The organism is Pseudomonas reinekei (assembly GCF_001945365.1).
Classification (GTDB): domain Bacteria; phylum Pseudomonadota; class Gammaproteobacteria; order Pseudomonadales; family Pseudomonadaceae; genus Aquipseudomonas; species Aquipseudomonas reinekei.
The window spans coordinates 305,947-323,664 of record NZ_MSTQ01000005.1 but is presented as its reverse complement, the minus strand read 5'-3'; the positions used below and the strand labels follow the sequence as shown (position 1 = coordinate 323,664).

15 protein-coding genes are annotated in these 17,718 nt (G+C 59.8%); 10 read left to right on the top strand and 5 right to left on the bottom strand.

The window, feature by feature from the left end; all coding sequences use genetic code 11:
- Positions 1-107 precede the first annotated feature (107 nt).
- Both BVK86_RS10570 and BVK86_RS10565 read right to left on the bottom strand, forming a co-directional pair.
- Positions 108-746, bottom strand: a complete 639-nt coding sequence (locus BVK86_RS10570; protein WP_075946388.1) for a TetR/AcrR family transcriptional regulator — start codon at positions 744-746, stop codon at positions 108-110.
- A gap of 227 nt (positions 747-973) precedes the next feature.
- Positions 974-2,350: a glutamine synthetase family protein gene (locus BVK86_RS10565; RefSeq protein ID WP_075946387.1), complete on the bottom strand. Its 1,377-nt coding sequence runs from the start codon at positions 2,348-2,350 to the stop codon at positions 974-976.
- A gap of 278 nt (positions 2,351-2,628) precedes the next feature.
- On the opposite strand from BVK86_RS10565, the gene BVK86_RS10560 reads away from it, so the two are divergent.
- From BVK86_RS10560 to BVK86_RS10525, 8 genes are all read left to right on the top strand, one after another.
- Positions 2,629-2,991, top strand: a complete 363-nt coding sequence (locus BVK86_RS10560) for a gamma-glutamyl-gamma-aminobutyrate hydrolase family protein (RefSeq protein ID WP_075946386.1) — start codon at positions 2,629-2,631, stop codon at positions 2,989-2,991.
- Between the two features lie 38 nt (positions 2,992-3,029).
- Positions 3,030-4,388, top strand: a complete 1,359-nt coding sequence (locus BVK86_RS10555; RefSeq protein WP_075946385.1) for a glutamine synthetase family protein — start codon at positions 3,030-3,032, stop codon at positions 4,386-4,388.
- Between the two features lie 61 nt (positions 4,389-4,449).
- Entirely contained in the window at positions 4,450-5,814 is a 1,365-nt protein-coding gene (locus BVK86_RS10550) for an aspartate aminotransferase family protein (RefSeq protein ID WP_075946384.1), read from the top strand.
- A gap of 170 nt (positions 5,815-5,984) precedes the next feature.
- Positions 5,985-7,097, top strand: coding sequence for a polyamine ABC transporter substrate-binding protein (locus BVK86_RS10545; protein WP_075946383.1), 1,113 nt, complete (start codon positions 5,985-5,987; stop codon positions 7,095-7,097).
- A gap of 187 nt (positions 7,098-7,284) precedes the next feature.
- A complete protein-coding gene (locus tag BVK86_RS10540; RefSeq protein WP_075946382.1) occupies positions 7,285-8,382 on the top strand; it encodes a polyamine ABC transporter substrate-binding protein in 1,098 nt (365 codons plus the stop codon).
- Positions 8,383-8,455: 73 nt separating this feature from the next.
- Complete coding sequence (locus tag BVK86_RS10535) at positions 8,456-9,598, top strand: ABC transporter ATP-binding protein (RefSeq protein WP_075946381.1); 1,143 nt, start codon at positions 8,456-8,458, stop codon at positions 9,596-9,598.
- On the top strand, positions 9,595-10,515 hold the full coding sequence (locus BVK86_RS10530; protein ID WP_075946380.1) for an ABC transporter permease subunit: 921 nt from the start codon (positions 9,595-9,597) through the stop codon (positions 10,513-10,515). Before BVK86_RS10535 ends, BVK86_RS10530 begins: the two co-directional genes overlap by 4 nt.
- Positions 10,512-11,399: an ABC transporter permease subunit gene (locus BVK86_RS10525; protein ID WP_075946379.1), complete on the top strand. Its 888-nt coding sequence runs from the start codon at positions 10,512-10,514 to the stop codon at positions 11,397-11,399. Before BVK86_RS10530 ends, BVK86_RS10525 begins: the two co-directional genes overlap by 4 nt.
- A gap of 85 nt (positions 11,400-11,484) precedes the next feature.
- On the opposite strand, the gene BVK86_RS10520 is transcribed toward BVK86_RS10525, so the two are convergent.
- On the bottom strand, positions 11,485-12,126 hold the full coding sequence (locus BVK86_RS10520) for an HD domain-containing protein (protein ID WP_075946378.1): 642 nt from the start codon (positions 12,124-12,126) through the stop codon (positions 11,485-11,487).
- A gap of 237 nt (positions 12,127-12,363) precedes the next feature.
- On the opposite strand from BVK86_RS10520, the gene BVK86_RS10515 reads away from it, so the two are divergent.
- Positions 12,364-13,329, top strand: coding sequence for a GlxA family transcriptional regulator (locus tag BVK86_RS10515; protein ID WP_075946377.1), 966 nt, complete (start codon positions 12,364-12,366; stop codon positions 13,327-13,329).
- Between the two features lie 125 nt (positions 13,330-13,454).
- Here BVK86_RS10515 and BVK86_RS10510 read toward each other — a convergent pair whose 3' ends face one another.
- Both BVK86_RS10510 and BVK86_RS10505 read right to left on the bottom strand, forming a co-directional pair.
- The gene (locus BVK86_RS10510) at positions 13,455-15,866 is read right to left on the bottom strand and encodes a penicillin acylase family protein (protein ID WP_075946376.1); all 2,412 of its coding nucleotides are present in this window, start codon (positions 15,864-15,866) and stop codon (positions 13,455-13,457) included.
- A gap of 110 nt (positions 15,867-15,976) precedes the next feature.
- A complete protein-coding gene (locus BVK86_RS10505) occupies positions 15,977-16,558 on the bottom strand; it encodes a DUF6436 domain-containing protein (RefSeq protein ID WP_075946375.1) in 582 nt (193 codons plus the stop codon).
- Between the two features lie 96 nt (positions 16,559-16,654).
- Between BVK86_RS10505 and bipL the strand changes: the two genes are divergently transcribed.
- Positions 16,655-17,605 carry a phospholipase BipL gene (gene bipL, locus BVK86_RS10500; RefSeq protein WP_075946374.1) on the top strand — a complete coding sequence of 317 codons (951 nt, stop codon included), beginning with the start codon at positions 16,655-16,657 and terminating at the stop codon, positions 17,603-17,605.
- Positions 17,606-17,718: the final 113 nt, after the last annotated feature.

Sequence of the window (17,718 nt, the reverse complement as noted above, 5' to 3'; positions counted from 1 at the left end):
GTGCGGCCTTCGCGAGCAGGCTCGCTCCCACAGGTTATTGGATTGGCCACACCAATCCACTGTGGGAGCGAGCCTGCTCGCGATGAGGCCAGGGTGGCGGATGAAGATCAGCCAGGTACAGCGCGCTTGGGTAAGTAGGGCGGCAGGTACAACCCCAGATACGCATCAAACACCCGCATCCCTTCCTCGGCCATGCGCGGCGTGATCTGCCCGTGCTGCTGCACCGAGCGCGCGTAAACCCGGTCACCGAGTTCCATCGCCAACGCAAACACATCGACATCATTGGGCAGCGTCGGCAGTTCGAAATGGTGGTCGAACAGTTTGTGCATCAGGTCGCCCAGTTCGATGTCGTGCTGGCGGTCGGCCTGGGTGACTTCGGTCAGGCCGTGCTGGGCCAGGATCAGTTGGCGCGCGGCGGCATCCGCGCCGTAGATGTCGAGCATGCGTTGTTCCACCAGACGCGACAGGTCACGCCAGCCGCTGAGCGCGTCGTGGTCGATGGGTGCTTGCAGGCAGGCGCGGAAGGCGGCGTGGACGTCGGCCGTCAATGCTTCGAGCAGGGCCGGTACGCTGGCGAAAAAGTGGTAGACGGAGGAGGGCGGGATCTCCGCGCGCTCGGCAACGCTGTAGATCGACAGGCTGGCCACGCCCTCGGCGGCCAGCAAAGTGCGAGCGGCATCGAGGATCGAATCGATTCGCGCCTGGCTGCGGGCGCGGGGTTTGCGGGGAGTGGCTACGCGTGTCATTGAAGTCTCCTGCGGGGCAGCGGGCATTGTACGAGCAGGGTTGTGTGTTGTCTGCCTGGACGCCATCGCTAGCAGGCTAGCTCCCACAGGTTATGTGTCGCCCACAAGATCTGTATTCGCTAGATATCCACTGTGGGAGCTCGCCTGCCAGCGATCCGCCGCAGGCGGCCATAAAAAAAACGCCGCAGGCGGTGAGGCCGGCGGCGTTTCTTATTCACTACAACCGCTTAAACGGTATGCAGGTACCAGTTGTACTCAAGGTCGGAGATGGAGTGTTCGAACTCCTCCAGCTCGCTCTCTTTGCACGCGACGAAGATATCGATGTATTTCGGATCGATGTACTTGGCCATGACTTCGCTGTCGTCCAGCTCGCGCAGGGCATCACGCAGGTTGTTCGGCAGGCTCTGCTCGTTCTGCTCGTAGCTGTTGCCTTCCACCGGTGCGTTCGGCTCGATCTTGTTGACCAGGCCGTGATGCACGCCTGCCAGGACCGAAGCCATCAGCAGGTACGGGTTGGCGTCGGCACCGGCAACACGGTGCTCGATGCGCACGGCGTCGGAAGAACCGGTCGGCACGCGAATCGCGACGGTACGGTTGTCCAGGCCCCAGCAGGGAGAGTTCGGCACGTAGAACTGTGCGCCGAAACGACGGTACGAGTTGACGTTCGGGCAGAGGAAAGCCATCTGCGCCGGTAGGGTCTCGAGCACACCGCCGATCGCGTGACGCAGTGCGGCGTTCTGCTCGGGATCCTCACTGGCAAAAATATTTTTGCCATCTTTGTCGAGAATCGAAATGTGGACGTGCAGACCATTGCCAGCCTGACCTGGATAAGGCTTGGCCATGAAGGTGGTGTCCATCTCATGGTCGTAGGCGATGTTCTTGATCAGGCGCTTTAGCAGTACTGCGTAGTCGCAGGCCTTGATCGGGTCGGCCACGTGGTGCAGGTTCACTTCGAACTGCGCCGGGGCACTTTCCTTGACGATGGCGTCGGCCGGGATGCCTTGCTCTTTGGCACCTTCCAGAATGTCCTGGAGGCAGTCGACGTATTCGTCGAGGTCGTCGATCAGGTAGACCTGTGTCGAGTGCGGGCGTTTGCCGGAGATCGGCGAGCGAGGCGGTTGTGGGCGACCGTTCACGTTCTCCTGGTCGATCAGGTAGAACTCCAGTTCGAACGCGGCGCAGATAGTCAGGCCCAGCTCATCGAACTTGGTAACAACTTGTCGTAGAACTTCGCGCGGGTCGGCGAAGAAAGGATCACCTTCGAGTTCGTGCATGGTCATCAGCAGTTGCGCGGTCGGGCGCTTTTGCCATGGCTCGTTGCACAGGGTATCGGGGATTGGATAGCAGATTCGGTCAGCATCACCGATGTCCAGGCCCAGACCGGTGCTTTCCACCGTAGAGCCATTGATATCCAGAGCAAATAGAGAGGCCGGCAGGTTGATGCCTTTCTCGTAAACCTTGTGGAGGCTGGTGCGTTCGATGCGCTTGCCGCGCACCACACCATTCATATCCGCAATCAGAAGGTCAACGTACAGAACCTCAGGATGTTCCTTAAGGAACGCGTTCGCTTCGTTAAGCTGAACGGCACGCGGGGGTACCGACATGATGCAACACCTTTGTTGTTAAAAATATCAATCATTGATCTTTTCGGTTTCCAGTCAACCCGAACGGCATGCCGAAGTCAAGCGAGGCCTTTTTTGCCCTAAAAAAGCGCTCGTATGGCTTTTTTGAGGCACTTTGGGGCGTTTTTATGCCCTTGGCGCTGATGCCGCCCGCAGGCTTGAGCGGGCCGTGTTGTATTTTTTACGGGGGTGTTGTGTAAAAAAATGAACAAGGCTAAGCTCGAATCAAACCCATAACAGCAATAATACCGGGGTGCTTCATGTCTCGCCTGCCGATAATCGGCGTCACCGACTGCTCAAGACAGATCGGTCTGCATGCTTATCACATGAGTGGCGACACGTGCGTGCGCACCGCGGTCCTGGCAGCTTCGCCGCTGCCGGCGAATCTCACGTCGATGACGGTTGCGCTGTTGCTGTCCGATATTCTGGACGGCTTCGATGGCACCCCCATTACGGTTACTCCATTCAATATAGAACCGATTCACAATAGTGGCTCAGCCATCGCTCTGGGCACCGCTCGCGATTCTGCACGCCTGGCATTTGCCTTGCGGAGCGCGAAGAACACGATAGCCTGTCGCAAACCCGTATTTCAACGCGACGCCGATGCGTCAAATATCGCCTGACTCCCGAGAGTCAGGAAACTCAAAGCCTAGAGGCATTTATGAGTAACAACCTCGACCAGCTCACCGATTGGTTGAAAGACCACAAGATCACAGAAGTCGAATGCATGATCGCCGACTTGACCGGGATCACCCGGGGCAAGATTTCGCCGACCAACAAATTCATCGCCGAAAAAGGCATGCGCCTGCCAGAGAGTGTGCTGCTGCAGACCGTGACCGGCGATTACGTCGAAGACGACATCTATTACGAGCTGCTCGACCCGGCCGACATCGACATGATCTGCCGACCCGACCAGAGCGCGGTGTATGTGGTGCCATGGGCCATCGAGCCTACCGCCATCGTCATCCACGACACCTACGACAAACAAGGCAACCCGATCGAGCTGTCGCCGCGCAACGTGCTCAAGAAGGTCCTGAAACTCTATGCCGACAAGGGCTGGCAGCCGATCGTGGCGCCGGAAATGGAGTTTTACCTGACCAAGCGCAGTGACGACCCGGACTATCCATTGCAGCCGCCGATCGGCCGCTCCGGGCGCCCGGAAACCGGTCGTCAGTCGTTCTCCATCGAAGCGGCGAACGAATTCGATCCGTTGTTCGAGGACGTCTACGACTGGTGCGAATTGCAGGAGCTGGATCTCGACACGCTGATCCACGAGGACGGCACGGCGCAGATGGAAATCAATTTCCGTCACGGCGATGCCCTGTCCCTGGCCGACCAGATCCTGGTGTTCAAGCGCACCATGCGCGAAGCCGCGCTCAAGCACGACGTGGCCGCGACCTTCATGGCCAAACCGATGACGGGAGAGCCGGGCAGTGCCATGCACTTGCACCAGAGCATCATCGACATCGAGACCGGCAAGAACATCTTCTCCAATGAAGACGGGACCATGAGCCCGTTGTTCCTGCACCACATCGGTGGCTTGCAGAAACTGATTCCCGAGTTGTTGCCGCTGTTCGCACCCAACGTCAACTCGTTCCGCCGCTTCCTGCCGGACACTTCGGCACCGGTGAACGTGGAGTGGGGCGAAGAGAACCGCACCGTGGGCCTGCGCGTGCCGGACGCTGGCCCGCAAAGCCGCCGGGTGGAAAACCGCCTGCCGGGCGCCGATGCCAACCCGTACCTGGCGATTGCCGCGAGCCTGCTCTGCGGTTACATCGGCATGGTCGAAGGCATGAACCCGAGTGCACCGGTGGTGGGCCGTGGTTATGAACGCCGCAACCTGCGTTTGCCGCTGACCATCGAAGACGCGCTGGAACGCATGGAAAACAGCAAAACCGTCGAGAAGTACCTGGGCAAGAACTTCATCACTGGCTACGTGGCGGTCAAGCGGGCCGAGCATGAAAACTTCAAGCGTGTGATCAGTTCGTGGGAACGGGAATTCCTGCTCTTTGCCGTCTGATATGCGGGGCGCCGCCGTTGTCCAGCGGCACGCCTTCACCTGGATTTTTTAGGAGATTCACATGACCAGCAACAACCCGCAAACCCGCGAATGGCAAACCCTGAGCAATGATCACCATCTGGCCCCGTTCAGCGATTTCAAGCAGCTGAAAGAGAAAGGCCCGCGGATCATCACCCATGCCAAGGGCGTGTACCTGTGGGATAGCGAAGGCAACCAGATCCTCGACGGCATGGCCGGCCTGTGGTGTGTGGCGATCGGTTACGGTCGTGATGAACTGGCGGACGCCGCCAGCAAACAGATGCGCGAACTGCCGTACTACAACCTGTTCTTCCAGACCGCGCACCCACCGGTACTGGAACTGGCCAAGGCCATTGCCGACATCGCGCCGCAAGGCATGAACCACGTGTTCTTCACCGGTTCCGGCTCCGAAGGCAACGACACCATGCTGCGCATGGTTCGCCACTACTGGGCGATCAAGGGCCAGCCGAACAAGAAAGTCATCATCAGCCGCAAGAACGGCTATCACGGGTCCACCGTGGCCGGCGCGAGCCTGGGCGGCATGACCTACATGCACGAACAGGGCGACTTGCCGATCCCGGGCATCGTTCACATCGCGCAGCCGTACTGGTTCACCGAAGGCGGTGACATGACCCCGGAAGCGTTCGGGATCTGGGCCGCCAATCAGCTGGAAGAGAAGATTCTGGAAGTCGGCGTCGACAACGTCGGTGCCTTTATTGCCGAGCCGATCCAGGGTGCCGGCGGCGTGATCATTCCGCCAGACAGCTACTGGCCGCGCATCAAGGAAATCCTCGCCAAGTACGACATCCTGTTCGTGGCCGATGAAGTGATTTGCGGTTTCGGCCGCACCGGTGAGTGGTTCGGCTCCGATTTCTACGACCTCAAGCCCGACATGATGACCATCGCCAAGGGCCTGACCTCCGGCTACATCCCAATGGGTGGCCTGATCGTGCGAGACGAAGTGGTGGCGGTCCTCAACGAGGGCGGCGACTTCAACCACGGCTTCACCTATTCCGGTCACCCGGTGGCTGCCGCAGTGGCGCTGGAAAACATCCGCATCATGCGCGACGAAAAAATTGTCGAGCGGGTGAAGACAGAAACGGCACCGTATTTGCAGAAACGTCTGCGGGAACTGAACGATCATCCACTGGTGGGTGAAGTTCGCGGAGTGGGTCTGTTGGGGGCCATCGAACTGGTTCAGGACAAGGCCACGCGCAAACGCTACGAAGGCAAGGGTGTGGGCATGATCTGCCGGCAGTTCTGCTTCGATAATGGCCTGATCATGCGCGCAGTCGGGGACACCATGATCATCGCACCGCCACTGGTGATTACACCGGCGGAAATCGATGAGCTGGTAACAAAGGCACGCAAGTGCCTGGACCTCACCCTGAGTGCGTTGCAGGGCTAAGTGCTAGGCTCTGAGCGAGGGCGCCGCGGCACCTTCGCTTGGGGCAGTAGAAAGGTTGGCCTTTTCTTGAAAGACCGCCTCGGATCTTGCCAGACTAGCCGCGGTTCCAGTTGTCGGGGTTCGACCGCTGAACACAGTGGTTCAAAAAAGAAAAATTTGGAGCATTACGCATGAAGGCATTAGGCAAAAAGCTTGCTGGCAAGACTCTTCTCGCCATGTCCCTGATGGGCATTATGGCGAGCGCGGTTCAGGCGGACGACAAGGTGTTGCACGTCTATAACTGGTCCGATTACATCGCTGCGGACACCATCAAGAAGTTTGAAGACGAGTCGGGCATCAAAGTGGTCTACGACGTTTTCGACAGTAACGAAACCCTGGAAGCCAAGTTGCTGGCAGGCAAATCCGGCTACGACATCGTCGTACCGTCGAACAACTTCCTGGCCAAGCAGATCAAGGCTGGCGTCTACCAGAAGCTGGACAAGTCCAAGCTGCCTAACTGGAAGAACCTGAACACCGACCTGCTCAAAGCGGTATCGGTCAGCGACCCGGGCAACGAGCACGCCTTCCCGTACATGTGGGGCTCGATCGGTATTGGTTTCAACGCCGAGAAGGTCAAGGCTGCACTGGGTGCCGACGCACCGACCAACTCCTGGGACCTGCTGTTCAAACCTGAGAACGCCGCGAAGTTGAAATCCTGCGGTATCAGTTTCCTCGATTCGCCAACCGAGATGATTCCGGTGGCGTTGCACTACCTGGGCTATCCAACCGACAGCCAGGACAAAAAACAACTGGCCGAAGCCGAAGCGCTGTTCCTGAAAATCCGTCCTTCGGTAGGCTACTTCCACTCGTCCAAGTACATCTCCGACCTGGCCAACGGCAACATCTGCGTGGCCGTGGGGTACTCGGGTGACATCTACCAGGCCAAGTCCCGCGCTGAAGAAGCCGGTGACAAGGTCAAAGTCAGCTACAACATTCCGAAAGAAGGTGCCGGCAGCTTCTACGACATGGTCGCCATCCCTAAAGATGCCGAAAACGTCGAAGGCGCCTACAAGTTCATGACCTTCCTGCAGAAACCGGAAATCATGGCTGAAATCACCAACGCCGTCCGCTTCCCGAACGGTAACGCGGCTGCCACACCGTTGGTTGATAAAGAAATCACCGCCGACCCAGGCATCTATCCGCCGGCGGACGTGCTGGCCAAGCTGTACGCGATCGCCGACTTGCCGGCCGCGACCCAGCGGATCCTGACCCGCAGCTGGACCAAGATCAAATCGGGTAAATAAGCCGGTTTGATGCAATAACCTGTTGTCGTCATCAAGGCGATAGCGGCAACAGGTTGAATTAAATGACAAAAGTTTTGCTGGAACGGTTTTTCGAGGGTAAGTTGCGCGCCGGTTTTGTTGCCAGGCAGCCATGGCTGTCATGTCACGCGGGGCAACTTGGGCCCATCTCATTTTAGAGGACCTCCACTTGCCTATTTTTTCTTTGTTGCGCAATGCCCTGCTGGTCGGCGCCGGGCTGACGCTTGCCGTCAGTGTCCAGGCCGCCGGTACTGTGCATATTTATAACTGGTCGGACTACATCGGCGAGAACACGCTGGCCGACTTCCAGAAAGAGACCGGCATCAAACCGGTTTACGACGTGTTCGATTCCAACGAGACCCTGGAAGGCAAGCTGCTCGCCGGGCGTACCGGGTACGACGTCGTCGTGCCGTCGAACCACTTCCTCGGCAAACAGATCAAGGCCGGGGCTTTCCAGAAGCTCGACAAGTCGCAGCTGCCGAACTACTCGAACCTTGATCCGGTGCTGCTCAAGCGCCTGGAGCAAAACGATCCGGGCAACCTTTACGCCGTGCCGTACCTGTGGGGCACCAACGGCATCGGATACAACGTCGACAAGATCAAGGCCGTGCTGGGGGTCGACAAGATCGATTCGTGGGCCGCGGTCTTCGAACCTGAAAACATCAAGAAGCTGCAAAGCTGCGGCGTGGCGTTCCTCGACTCCGCCGACGAAATGATGCCGACGGTCCTCAACTACATGGGCCTCGATGCGAACAGCACCAACCCTGAAGACTACAAGAAGGCTGAAGCCAAGTTGCTGGCGGTACGGCCTTACGTGACCTACTTCCATTCTTCCAAATACATCGCGGATCTGGCCAACGGCGATATCTGCATTGCGATCGGTTTCTCCGGCGACATGTTCCAGGCGCGCAACCGTGCGGATGAAGCCAAGAAGGGCGTGAACATCGCCTACTCGATTCCCAAGGAAGGCGGTGCGCTGTGGTTCGACATGCTGGCAATCCCCAAGGATGCGGCCAACGTCAAGCAAGCTCACGCCTTCATCAACTATTTGCTGAAACCTGAAGTTATCGCTCAGGTCAGTGATTACGTCGGCTACGCCAACCCTAATCCGGGGGCGGATAAGCTGATGGAACAATCCATACGCACCGACGAAGCGGTTTACCCACCGCAGGCAGTGCTCGACAAGACCTACGTGTCCATCGAGTTACCACCCAATATTCAACGTTTGATGACCCGCAGCTGGACCAAGGTCAAGTCGGGCAAATAGCTTCAAGGCTCAAACTATCCAAGGTTGGCTCACCTTGAGCGAACTGCACTCTTTTTTTCTGGGAGTTTCGTAAATGGCAGTTGCCTCCGGCGCCTATAAGAAAGCCCTCGAGGGCGACCAGTCACCTAAACAGGTACTGGTCAAAATCGACCGGGTCACGAAGAAGTTCGACGAGACGATTGCCGTGGACGATGTGTCCCTGGAAATCAAGAAGGGCGAGATTTTCGCCCTGCTCGGCGGTTCGGGATCGGGCAAATCCACCTTGCTGCGCATGCTCGCAGGTTTCGAACGGCCCACGGAGGGGCGCATTTTTCTCGATGGCGTGGACATCACTGACATGCCGCCGTACGAGCGGCCGATCAACATGATGTTCCAGTCCTACGCTCTCTTCCCGCACATGACCGTGGCCCAGAACATCGCCTTCGGCCTCAAGCAGGACAAGCTGCCTGCCGCTGAAATCGATGCCCGCGTGGCCGACATGCTCAAGCTGGTGCAGATGAGCCAGTACGCCAAGCGCAAGCCGCATCAGTTGTCCGGTGGCCAGCGTCAGCGTGTGGCACTGGCCCGCTCGCTGGCCAAGCGTCCGAAGTTGCTGTTGCTCGACGAGCCAATGGGGGCGCTGGATAAAAAACTGCGTTCGCAAATGCAGCTGGAACTGGTCGAGATCATCGAGCGCGTGGGCGTAACCTGCGTCATGGTGACCCACGACCAGGAAGAGGCCATGACCATGGCCGAGCGCATCGCGATCATGCACCTGGGCTGGATCGCCCAGATCGGCAGCCCGATCGACATCTACGAAACCCCGACCAGCCGCCTGGTCTGCGAATTCATCGGTAACGTGAACATCTTCGAGGGCGAAGTGATCGACGACGCCGAAGGCCACGCGATCATCACCTGCAAAGACCTGGATCGTCAGATCTACGTCGGCCACGGCATCAGCACTTCGGTGCAGGACAAGTCGGTCACTTACGCGATCCGTCCGGAAAAACTGCTGGTCACCGCCGACATGCCGACCTGCCAGTACAACTGGTCCAGCGGCAAGGTTCACGACATCGCCTACCTGGGCGGGCACTCGGTGTTCTACGTCGAGTTGCCAAGCGGCAAGCTGGTGCAGTCGTTCGTGGCCAACGCCGAACGTCGTGGTGCTCGTCCGACCTGGGGTGATCAGGTCTACGTCTATTGGGAAGACGACAGCGGCGTGGTGCTTCGCTCATGAACATGCGCAAATTCAAACGCCGCCTCAATCGAATAATTCCCGGTGGCCGCCAGTTGGTCATCGGGGTTCCTTTCATCTGGCTGTTCCTGTTCTTCATGTTGCCGTTCTTCATCGTCCTGAAGATCAGCTTCGCCGAAGCCGATGTGGCCATCCCGCCATACACCGAGATCTACAGCTACGCCGAGCAGAAGCTGCAGTTGCTGCTGAACCTGGGCAACTACGCGATGCTGGGCGACGACGAGCTGTACATCGCCGCGTACCTCGGCTCGCTGAAGATGGCGCTGATCAGCACCATCCTCTGCCTCGCGATTGGATACCCGATGGCCTACGCCATTGCCAGCGCCCGCAAAGAACTGCAAACGGTGCTGGTGCTGCTGATCATGATGCCGACCTGGACCGCGATCCTGATCCGCGTCTATGCGTGGATGGGCATCCTCAGCAACAACGGCCTGCTCAATGGCTTCCTGATGAGCATGGGTTTGATCGACGAACCGCTGCAGATCCTCAACACCAACCTGGCGGTGTACATCGGCGTGGTTTATTCGTACCTGCCGTTCATGATCCTGCCGCTGTACGCCAACCTGGTGAAGCACGATACGAGTTTGCTGGAAGCCGCTTCCGACCTGGGTTCGAGCACCTTCAACAGTTTCTGGAAAATCACCGTGCCGCTGTCGAAAAACGGCATCATCGCCGGCTGCATGCTGGTGTTCATCCCGGTGGTGGGTGAGTTCGTGATCCCGGAACTGCTCGGCGGTCCGGAAACCCTGATGATCGGTAAAGTGCTCTGGCAAGAGTTCTTCAACAACCGTGACTGGCCGGTGGCGTCCGCCCTGGCGGTGGTGATGCTGGCGATCCTGATTGTGCCGATCATTCTGTTCAACCGCAGTCAGGCCAAGGAAATGGAGGGTAAAGAATGAAGCGCTTCCGTTTCTCCAGCCTGATGCTGGTCGTGGGTCTGTTGTTTATCTATCTGCCGATGCTGATCCTGGTGATCTACTCGTTCAACGCGTCGAAACTGGTGACGGTATGGGGCGGCTGGTCGATCAAGTGGTACGTCGGCCTGATGGATAACTCGCAACTGATGGGCTCGGTGGTGCGCTCGCTGGAAATCGCCTGCTACACGGCGATTGCCGCTGTTGCACTGGGGACGCTGGCCGCGTTTGTCCTGACCCGCATCACCCACTTCAAGGGCCGCACGCTGTTCGGCGGCCTGGTCACTGCGCCACTGGTAATGCCTGAAGTGATCACCGGTCTGTCGCTGTTGCTGCTGTTCGTGGCCATGGCGCAGATGATTGGTTGGCCGCAGGAACGTGGCATTGTCACCATCTGGATCGCCCACACGACGTTCTGTGCGGCGTATGTGGCGGTGGTGGTGTCGGCGCGCTTGCGTGAGCTGGACCTGTCCATCGAAGAAGCGGCCATGGACCTCGGTGCGCGGCCGTGGAAGGTGTTCTTCCTGATCACCATCCCGATGATCGCGCCATCGTTGGCGGCCGGCGGCATGATGTCGTTTGCCCTGTCGCTGGATGACCTGGTGTTGGCGAGCTTCGTCTCCGGCCCGGGTTCCACGACCCTGCCGATGGAAGTGTTCTCGGCGGTGCGTCTGGGCGTGAAGCCCGAGATCAACGCCGTGGCCAGTCTGATCCTGTTGGCCGTTTCGATCGTGACCTTCCTGGTCTGGTTCTTCAGCCGTCGCGCCGAAGAAAACCGCAAGCGGGCAATCCAGCAGGCCATCGAAGAAAGCGCTGCCGACTCGTGGAAGCAACCGGACGTGCGTCGCGCGCAGCCGGAAGCGGTGTAAACCTGAGGTCGGGTTGACCACGCTGTGGCCAGCCCATTTTCGCTGTGGGAGCGAGCAGGCTCGCTCCCACAGGGTTATCTGGCGTTCACGCGACCCAAGGGGATGTGCGGATGACGTCGACGAAGTTCATCGGCTTGAACCCCGGTTCCTGATCCACCAGCACATCGGTTTTCACGTTGCCAAACGTGGTCTGCGGGCGATGGCGCAAGCCGTCGGCAAAGGCGCAGATGATGCACTCCTTGAACCCCTCACCCCGTGGATGCGCATGCACCACCGTTTCACGCTGCTCGGTGGAAAAGGCCGCGTAGTCCATCCCCAGCACATCCATCTCGACGCCAGCGGTCACCAGTGCCACCGTCGGGCGCAGGTGTTGCGGTACGCCCGGCGTGGTGTGCAGGGCAATCGATAACCAGACCTGCTCGATATCGTCATCGCTGAACCCGTAAGGTTTGAGGAACGCCGCCGCCGCGTTGGCGCCATCGACCTCGAAGCGTTCGTTGTCGCTGCGATACCCTTCCACCAGGCCCAGGTCATGAAACATCGCACCGACGTAAAGCAGCTCGGGGTTGTAGGCCAGTTGCTTGCGCTCGCCGGTCATTGCGCCGAACAGAAATACCCGACGCGAGTGGTGATAGAGCAGGTCGGATTCGATGTCGCGGATGTATTCGGTGGTGGCCTTGGCCAGTGCGCTGTCGGGGATTTTGATACCGGCGATGGCGGTGCTCATGGAAGATGCCTCACAGTGAGCGCCGTGGCGGCGCTGAGGATTCAAGTCTGTTCGTACCCCCCCGAAACGGACAATCGATCCATGGCTGCGATCCTTGCCAATGAACCTGCATATCGCGCCAGCCTCGCTTGTTGGGCACGGATTGGCTACGGTTGGTCGCGGCAGCTCTGCTTTCGTGGCGAGGGAGCAAGCTCTCTCGCCCCAGGTACGCGTGATCCCATAGAGGCCTTCTTGACCATGCAGAAAACCATCGCCATCGTGGTATTTGCCGGCGTTCAGGCGCTGGATGTCACCGGGCCCATGGATGTATTTTCCGAGGCCAATCGTTTCCTTGCGCCCGAGGATCACTACCGTCTGGAGGTGATCGGCGTGGAGCGCGGGGTGATGGCCTGTTCCAACGGCTTGGCTCTGATCGCCCACCGGCATTTCGGCGAAGCGCTGCAGGCCTACGATTTGCTGTTGGTCGCCGGTGGTCCGCAGTTGCCGTTCATGGACTTTGGCGCCGCATTCGATGCCTGGCTGCGGGATGCTTGCGCACGGTCGAGGCGCTTTGGTTCGATCTGCAACGGCGCGTTCATGCTCGCCCGGGCCGGGTTGCTGGACGGGCAGACCGTGACAACGCACTGGGGCGATGCCGCGGCGCTGGCGGCGTTGTGTCCGTCGACCCAGGTCGAGGCCGATCACTTGTACGTGCAGGATGCCGAGCTCTTCACCTCGGCCGGTGTGACGGCGGGGATCGACCTGTCGCTGTATTTGCTCGGGCGCGATCACGGGCCGGAAGTGGCACTGAGTGTGGCCAAGCGGTTGGTGGTGTTTACCCAGCGTTCGGGTGGGCAATCACAATTCAGCCCGTTCCTGACGCCCCACGCCGAGCCGACGTCGGCGGTGGCGATGGTCCAGCATTATGTATTGGCCAACCTGACTGGCGACCTGGCCATCGCTGACCTGGCCAATGCCGCCAACATGAGCGCTCGCAACTTCTCCCGGGTGTTCGCCAAGGAGGCGAAAATCACCCCCGCCGAGTTCGTTGAACGGGCAAGGGTGGATGCGGCGCGGGTGATGCTGGAAAGCACCCGCGCACCGCTCAAGACCGTGGCCTATCAGTGCGGCTTTCGCGATGCCCAGCATATGCGCAGCGTATTCAACCGCAGGTTGGGAGTGACGCCGCAGCAGTTCAGGCTGAATTTTGCGGCGATGGTCTGAGCCGGGATTTGCGTTGGTCTTGCGGGCCTATCGCTAGCAGGCTAGCTCCCACATGGGTCCGGTGCATGCAGATCCATTGTGGGAGCTAGCCTGCTAGCGATAGCGTCAGTCCATCCAATACAAATCTACTGAGCACCCCGCGCCGGCAACAGCTTCAACGTACTGCGGGTATTGGCCGTCACCTCTTCATCATTGAGGTGCGCCTGGTAATAAATTCCTTCGATATACGCGTCGGCCTGATCCTCGTAGTGACGGTCAAACGGCACACCACTCTGGCCCACCGGGTTGACGGTCAGGCTGTGGGTCGGGTCGGCGAAGTCGATCAAGCGGCGTGTCGACGGGCCATAGGTGACTGGCCAGGGTGCCGGGCCGATCTTGGCCGACAGGTTGTTCGGCACTTCATGACTGCCGGGTGCCGCGAACGGGCCGACGTTGAAGATCCGGTCCAGCGGCTTCTGTTGTCCGATTGGATGGCCATGGGTCAGCGTATGCGCCTTACCCCACTGCCATTGCGCAAAATCCGCACCGAGGGTGGTTGTGAGGTGGGCGATGCTGGCCTGCCAGGCAGCCTTGACCGTGTCGGCCCGGGTTTCCTTGCCGAGGGTGTTGCGGTTGTCCCACCACGGCGACTCCGGGTTCGCCGCCAGGCGCGGGAGTGCTGCGTCGATCACCCGGGTCGAAAGCAGCGTCTCGAAAAAATCATTGCCCAGCTCATCGTGCATCGCCACATCGGCCAGGTTGAACAGGAACTGGTTGAACACGGTGGCACTGGTGGACTCCAGCGGATAATCGCCTTTCCATTGCGCCAGTTGCTCCACCAGCTTGAGTTCAGCCGGATCGCTCACCACGTCTCGCAACACCGGTAGCAGCGGTGCCAGCAAGCGGGGGCCATAACCGGTGGTAGTGCCCAGTTGCAGCTTCTGGCTGGACTCCAGATCCCACTTGATGGCCTTGTCGCTGAGCTGTTGATTAAGCTGCTGGCCTCGGTCGGCCAGGTTGTAGTACCCGGGAATCTCCATGCCTGTCGCCGACACGGGCTGGAAGTTGGCGGAGACGATATAGCCCCGCGCCGGATTCTCTTCCTGCGGGTTGGCGCTGAATGGGTAGAAACCATCCTTGTCCGCCTCGGCACTGCTGCCGTCGAGGATGAACCACGGTTTCACACCGGCAGGACGCTTGGGCAACTGCGCTGCCGCCCACCAACCGATGTCGCCCTTGGCATTGCCCCAGACAACGTTCAGCCCGGGCGCGTGGATTTTGGCCGCAGCACTGCGGGCCTTGGCCAGGGTATCGGCGCGGTTGAGCTGATAGAAACCCTCGAGGATCGGGTTCTGGCTTTCGAGAAAGCCCCACCACATGGCGATCGGTGTTTTGCCGACGCTGTTACCCAGCGCATCGTTGACGATCGGACCGTGGGGTGACTGACGCAGTACCAGGGTGACCGGTGCCTGGCCCTTGACCGCGATCTGCTGTTCGCTGCTGACCATGTCGACCCACTTGCCGCGATACCAGACCTGGTTGGGATTGTCGGGGTTGACCTTCTCGGCGATCAGGTCGAGGTCATCGTTCTGGAACATGGTGATGCTCCATCCGAAGTCGCGGTTCATGCCCAGCGAGGCGAATGGCATCAAGGCTTGATAGTGGCCGTACAGGTCGAAACCCGGTGCCGTAAGTTGCGCTTCGTACCACACCGAAGGCGCGGAGAATCTGATGTGCGGATCGCCCGCCAGCAGCGGCTTGCCGCTTTTGGTCCGATTGCCGGCCACGACCCAGGCGTTGCTGCCTTCGAACTGCGGCAAGCCATTGTCGGCCAGGGCTTGCTCACTGAGACGGGCGAGGGCGTTGAGGTCTTTCCAGTCCGCGCTGGCGAGGGTCGGCGCGGTGCCGTCGTGCTGCTTCGCGAGCACGCCTTTGGGCTGCCAGTCGAGATCGAACACGTTCAGGTAGTTGGCGCCGAGCTGGTCACGTACGTAGGTCAGCAGCGGTTCGGTACGGAACGCCGCGGCAAAACTGTAGGCCATGTAACCGGCGATGCTGATGGTGTCCTGGGCCGTGAACGGACGCTTCTGGATGCCCAGTACATCGAACTCCACGGGTTTGGCGTGGCTGTCCTGATACTGGTTGATGCCGTCCAGATAGGCTTGCATGGCGATGAAGGCCGGCGATTGTTTGTCCAGGTTGGCGAGGTAGGTTTCGGCGCGCTCGCGAATGCGCAGGCTGCGCATCAACTTGTCAGTGTCGAGCAGTTTTGGCCCCAGTACCTCGGCCAGTTCACCGCGGGCAAGGCGACGCAGGACCTCCATCTGGAACAGTCGGTCCTGGGCATGAACGTAGCCGAGGGCGCGGTACAGGTCGGTTTCGTTTTCGGCGCGGATGTGCGGGATGCCACGTTCGTCGTAGCGCACGGTGACCGACCCTTGCAGGTGTTGCAGTTCGACCATGCCCTGGCGTGTCGGCTGCTTGCTGTAGACGTACCAGCCGCCGGCGGCGGCGATTGCGACGACCAGCAAACCGAGTACGTTCAGGCTACGTTTCATGGTGACTCCTTGTTGTTATGGTGGCAGCAGATCCCTGATGCCATTGTTTAACACGGCTCACCGCGAACAAGCATCGCCCGTAGGAGGGATTCGTATTGCGGCGTTTGTCGCTACTTGGTCGTATCGGCAGGCCACGGGCAGTAACACCCCACGGCCAGTGTGTGCGTGGCACTCACTGCGCGGCCTTCGTCCAGCGCTTGCAGAATGGGTTCGATAAAGCTGTTGCTGGAGTTGCAGGTCAGGCCTTCGCTGTAGGGGCCGAAGTACGCCAGTTTGCCGCTGCGGTCCCAGATCGCCACGGCGGGGCTGGCGGGGATTTGTTCGGAGCCGGGCAGGACCGTGAGGGTTTTGAGGTGGCTCAGGGTGCTCGGCAACTGGCCGTGGCTGCCGGCTTTTTGCACCGCATAGAACTCGACACCTTTTGGCCCGTACTGCTCGACCAGTTCGCTGAGGTGTTGTTGATTGCCGACGTTGCACGGGCAGGCCGGATCCCAGAAGTGCACGAGACGGATGGCGCCCGGTCCGGCAAGCACGTCGGGCAGGCGCAGCGGGTCACCGGAGAACAAAGCCGTATGTTCGCTGAATGCGCGCAGGTAGCGTCCCTGAAACCAGTCGTATGCCGCCCACAGCACTCCGGCACACAGCAGGGCGAGCAGGCTGACAAACAGGGTGGCGCGAAGGGGCGAGCGCATCGGTTCAATCCTCGAAGGTCGGCTAGCTTGCCATGCTTGCCGCGACAGATGAATATCGCAGGTCCATAAAGTCCGTTTTGTGCAGTGGAATCGTTCATGCCCGCCACCTTTGACCCCAACGATCTGCGTGCCAGCCTGCGGCCACTGGCCGAGGGTCAGCCGTTGTCAGCGCAGGCGCAGGCGTATCAGCGTTTTTACGGACTGGATTTTTCCGCGCGTAACGTGCGCAGCGGGCTGGGGCGTTTTCAAGTCGATGGTTATGAGGTGGTCAGCCAGGTCTGGTGGCCGGAGCGGGCGAAAGCGACCTTGTTTGTCTTTCACGGTTTTTATGATCACACCGGGCTCTATCGGCATGTGATCGAGTGGGCGCTGGACCAGGGTTTCGCGGTGATTGCCTGCGACCTTCCAGGCCACGGGCTGTCCAGTGGCGAGCGGGCGAGTATCAAGGATTTCGCCGAGTACCAGGACACCTTGCAAGGGCTGTTTGCCGAAGCGCATTCCCTTGATTTGCCGCAACCCTGGCACTTGTGCGGGCAGAGTACCGGCGGGGCGATCGTGATCGATCATGTGTTGAATGACGGGGCGAACAGTCCGGCGCAGGGCCAGGTGATTCTCCTGGCGCCGCTGGTGCGACCGCGGGCCTGGGGCTGGTCGCATTTCAGCTATTACCTGCTCCGGCCGTTCGTCAAAGCGATTGCGCGGCGTTTCAGCGAGAACTCCAACGATGCGGATTTTCTAGCGTTCCTGCAGGCCGATCCTTTGCAACCGCTTCGACTGCCCACAGCCTGGGTCGGGGCACTGGCGCAGTGGATCAAACGCATCGAAGCAGCGCCGGGCAGCCCCCGCCGGCCATTGATTGTGCAAGGGCAGGCCGACATGACGGTGGATTGGCCGCACAACCTCGAGGTGTTGCGTGCGAAGTTCGACCGGCCACAGGTGTTGATGTTGCCGCAGGCGCGGCATCATCTGGCGAATGAGGCGCAGGTGTTGCGCGAGGAGTATTTCGGGTTTCTGAGCAAGCGGATCAAGGGCAGGAATCCCCAGTGACGCTTGCGGCCCCATCGCGGGCAAGCCCGCTCCCACATTGGGCTGTGTGAGCTCACAAATCTGCAACTAACCCAAAACCTATGGAAGCGGGCTCGCCCGCGATGGCGATCATG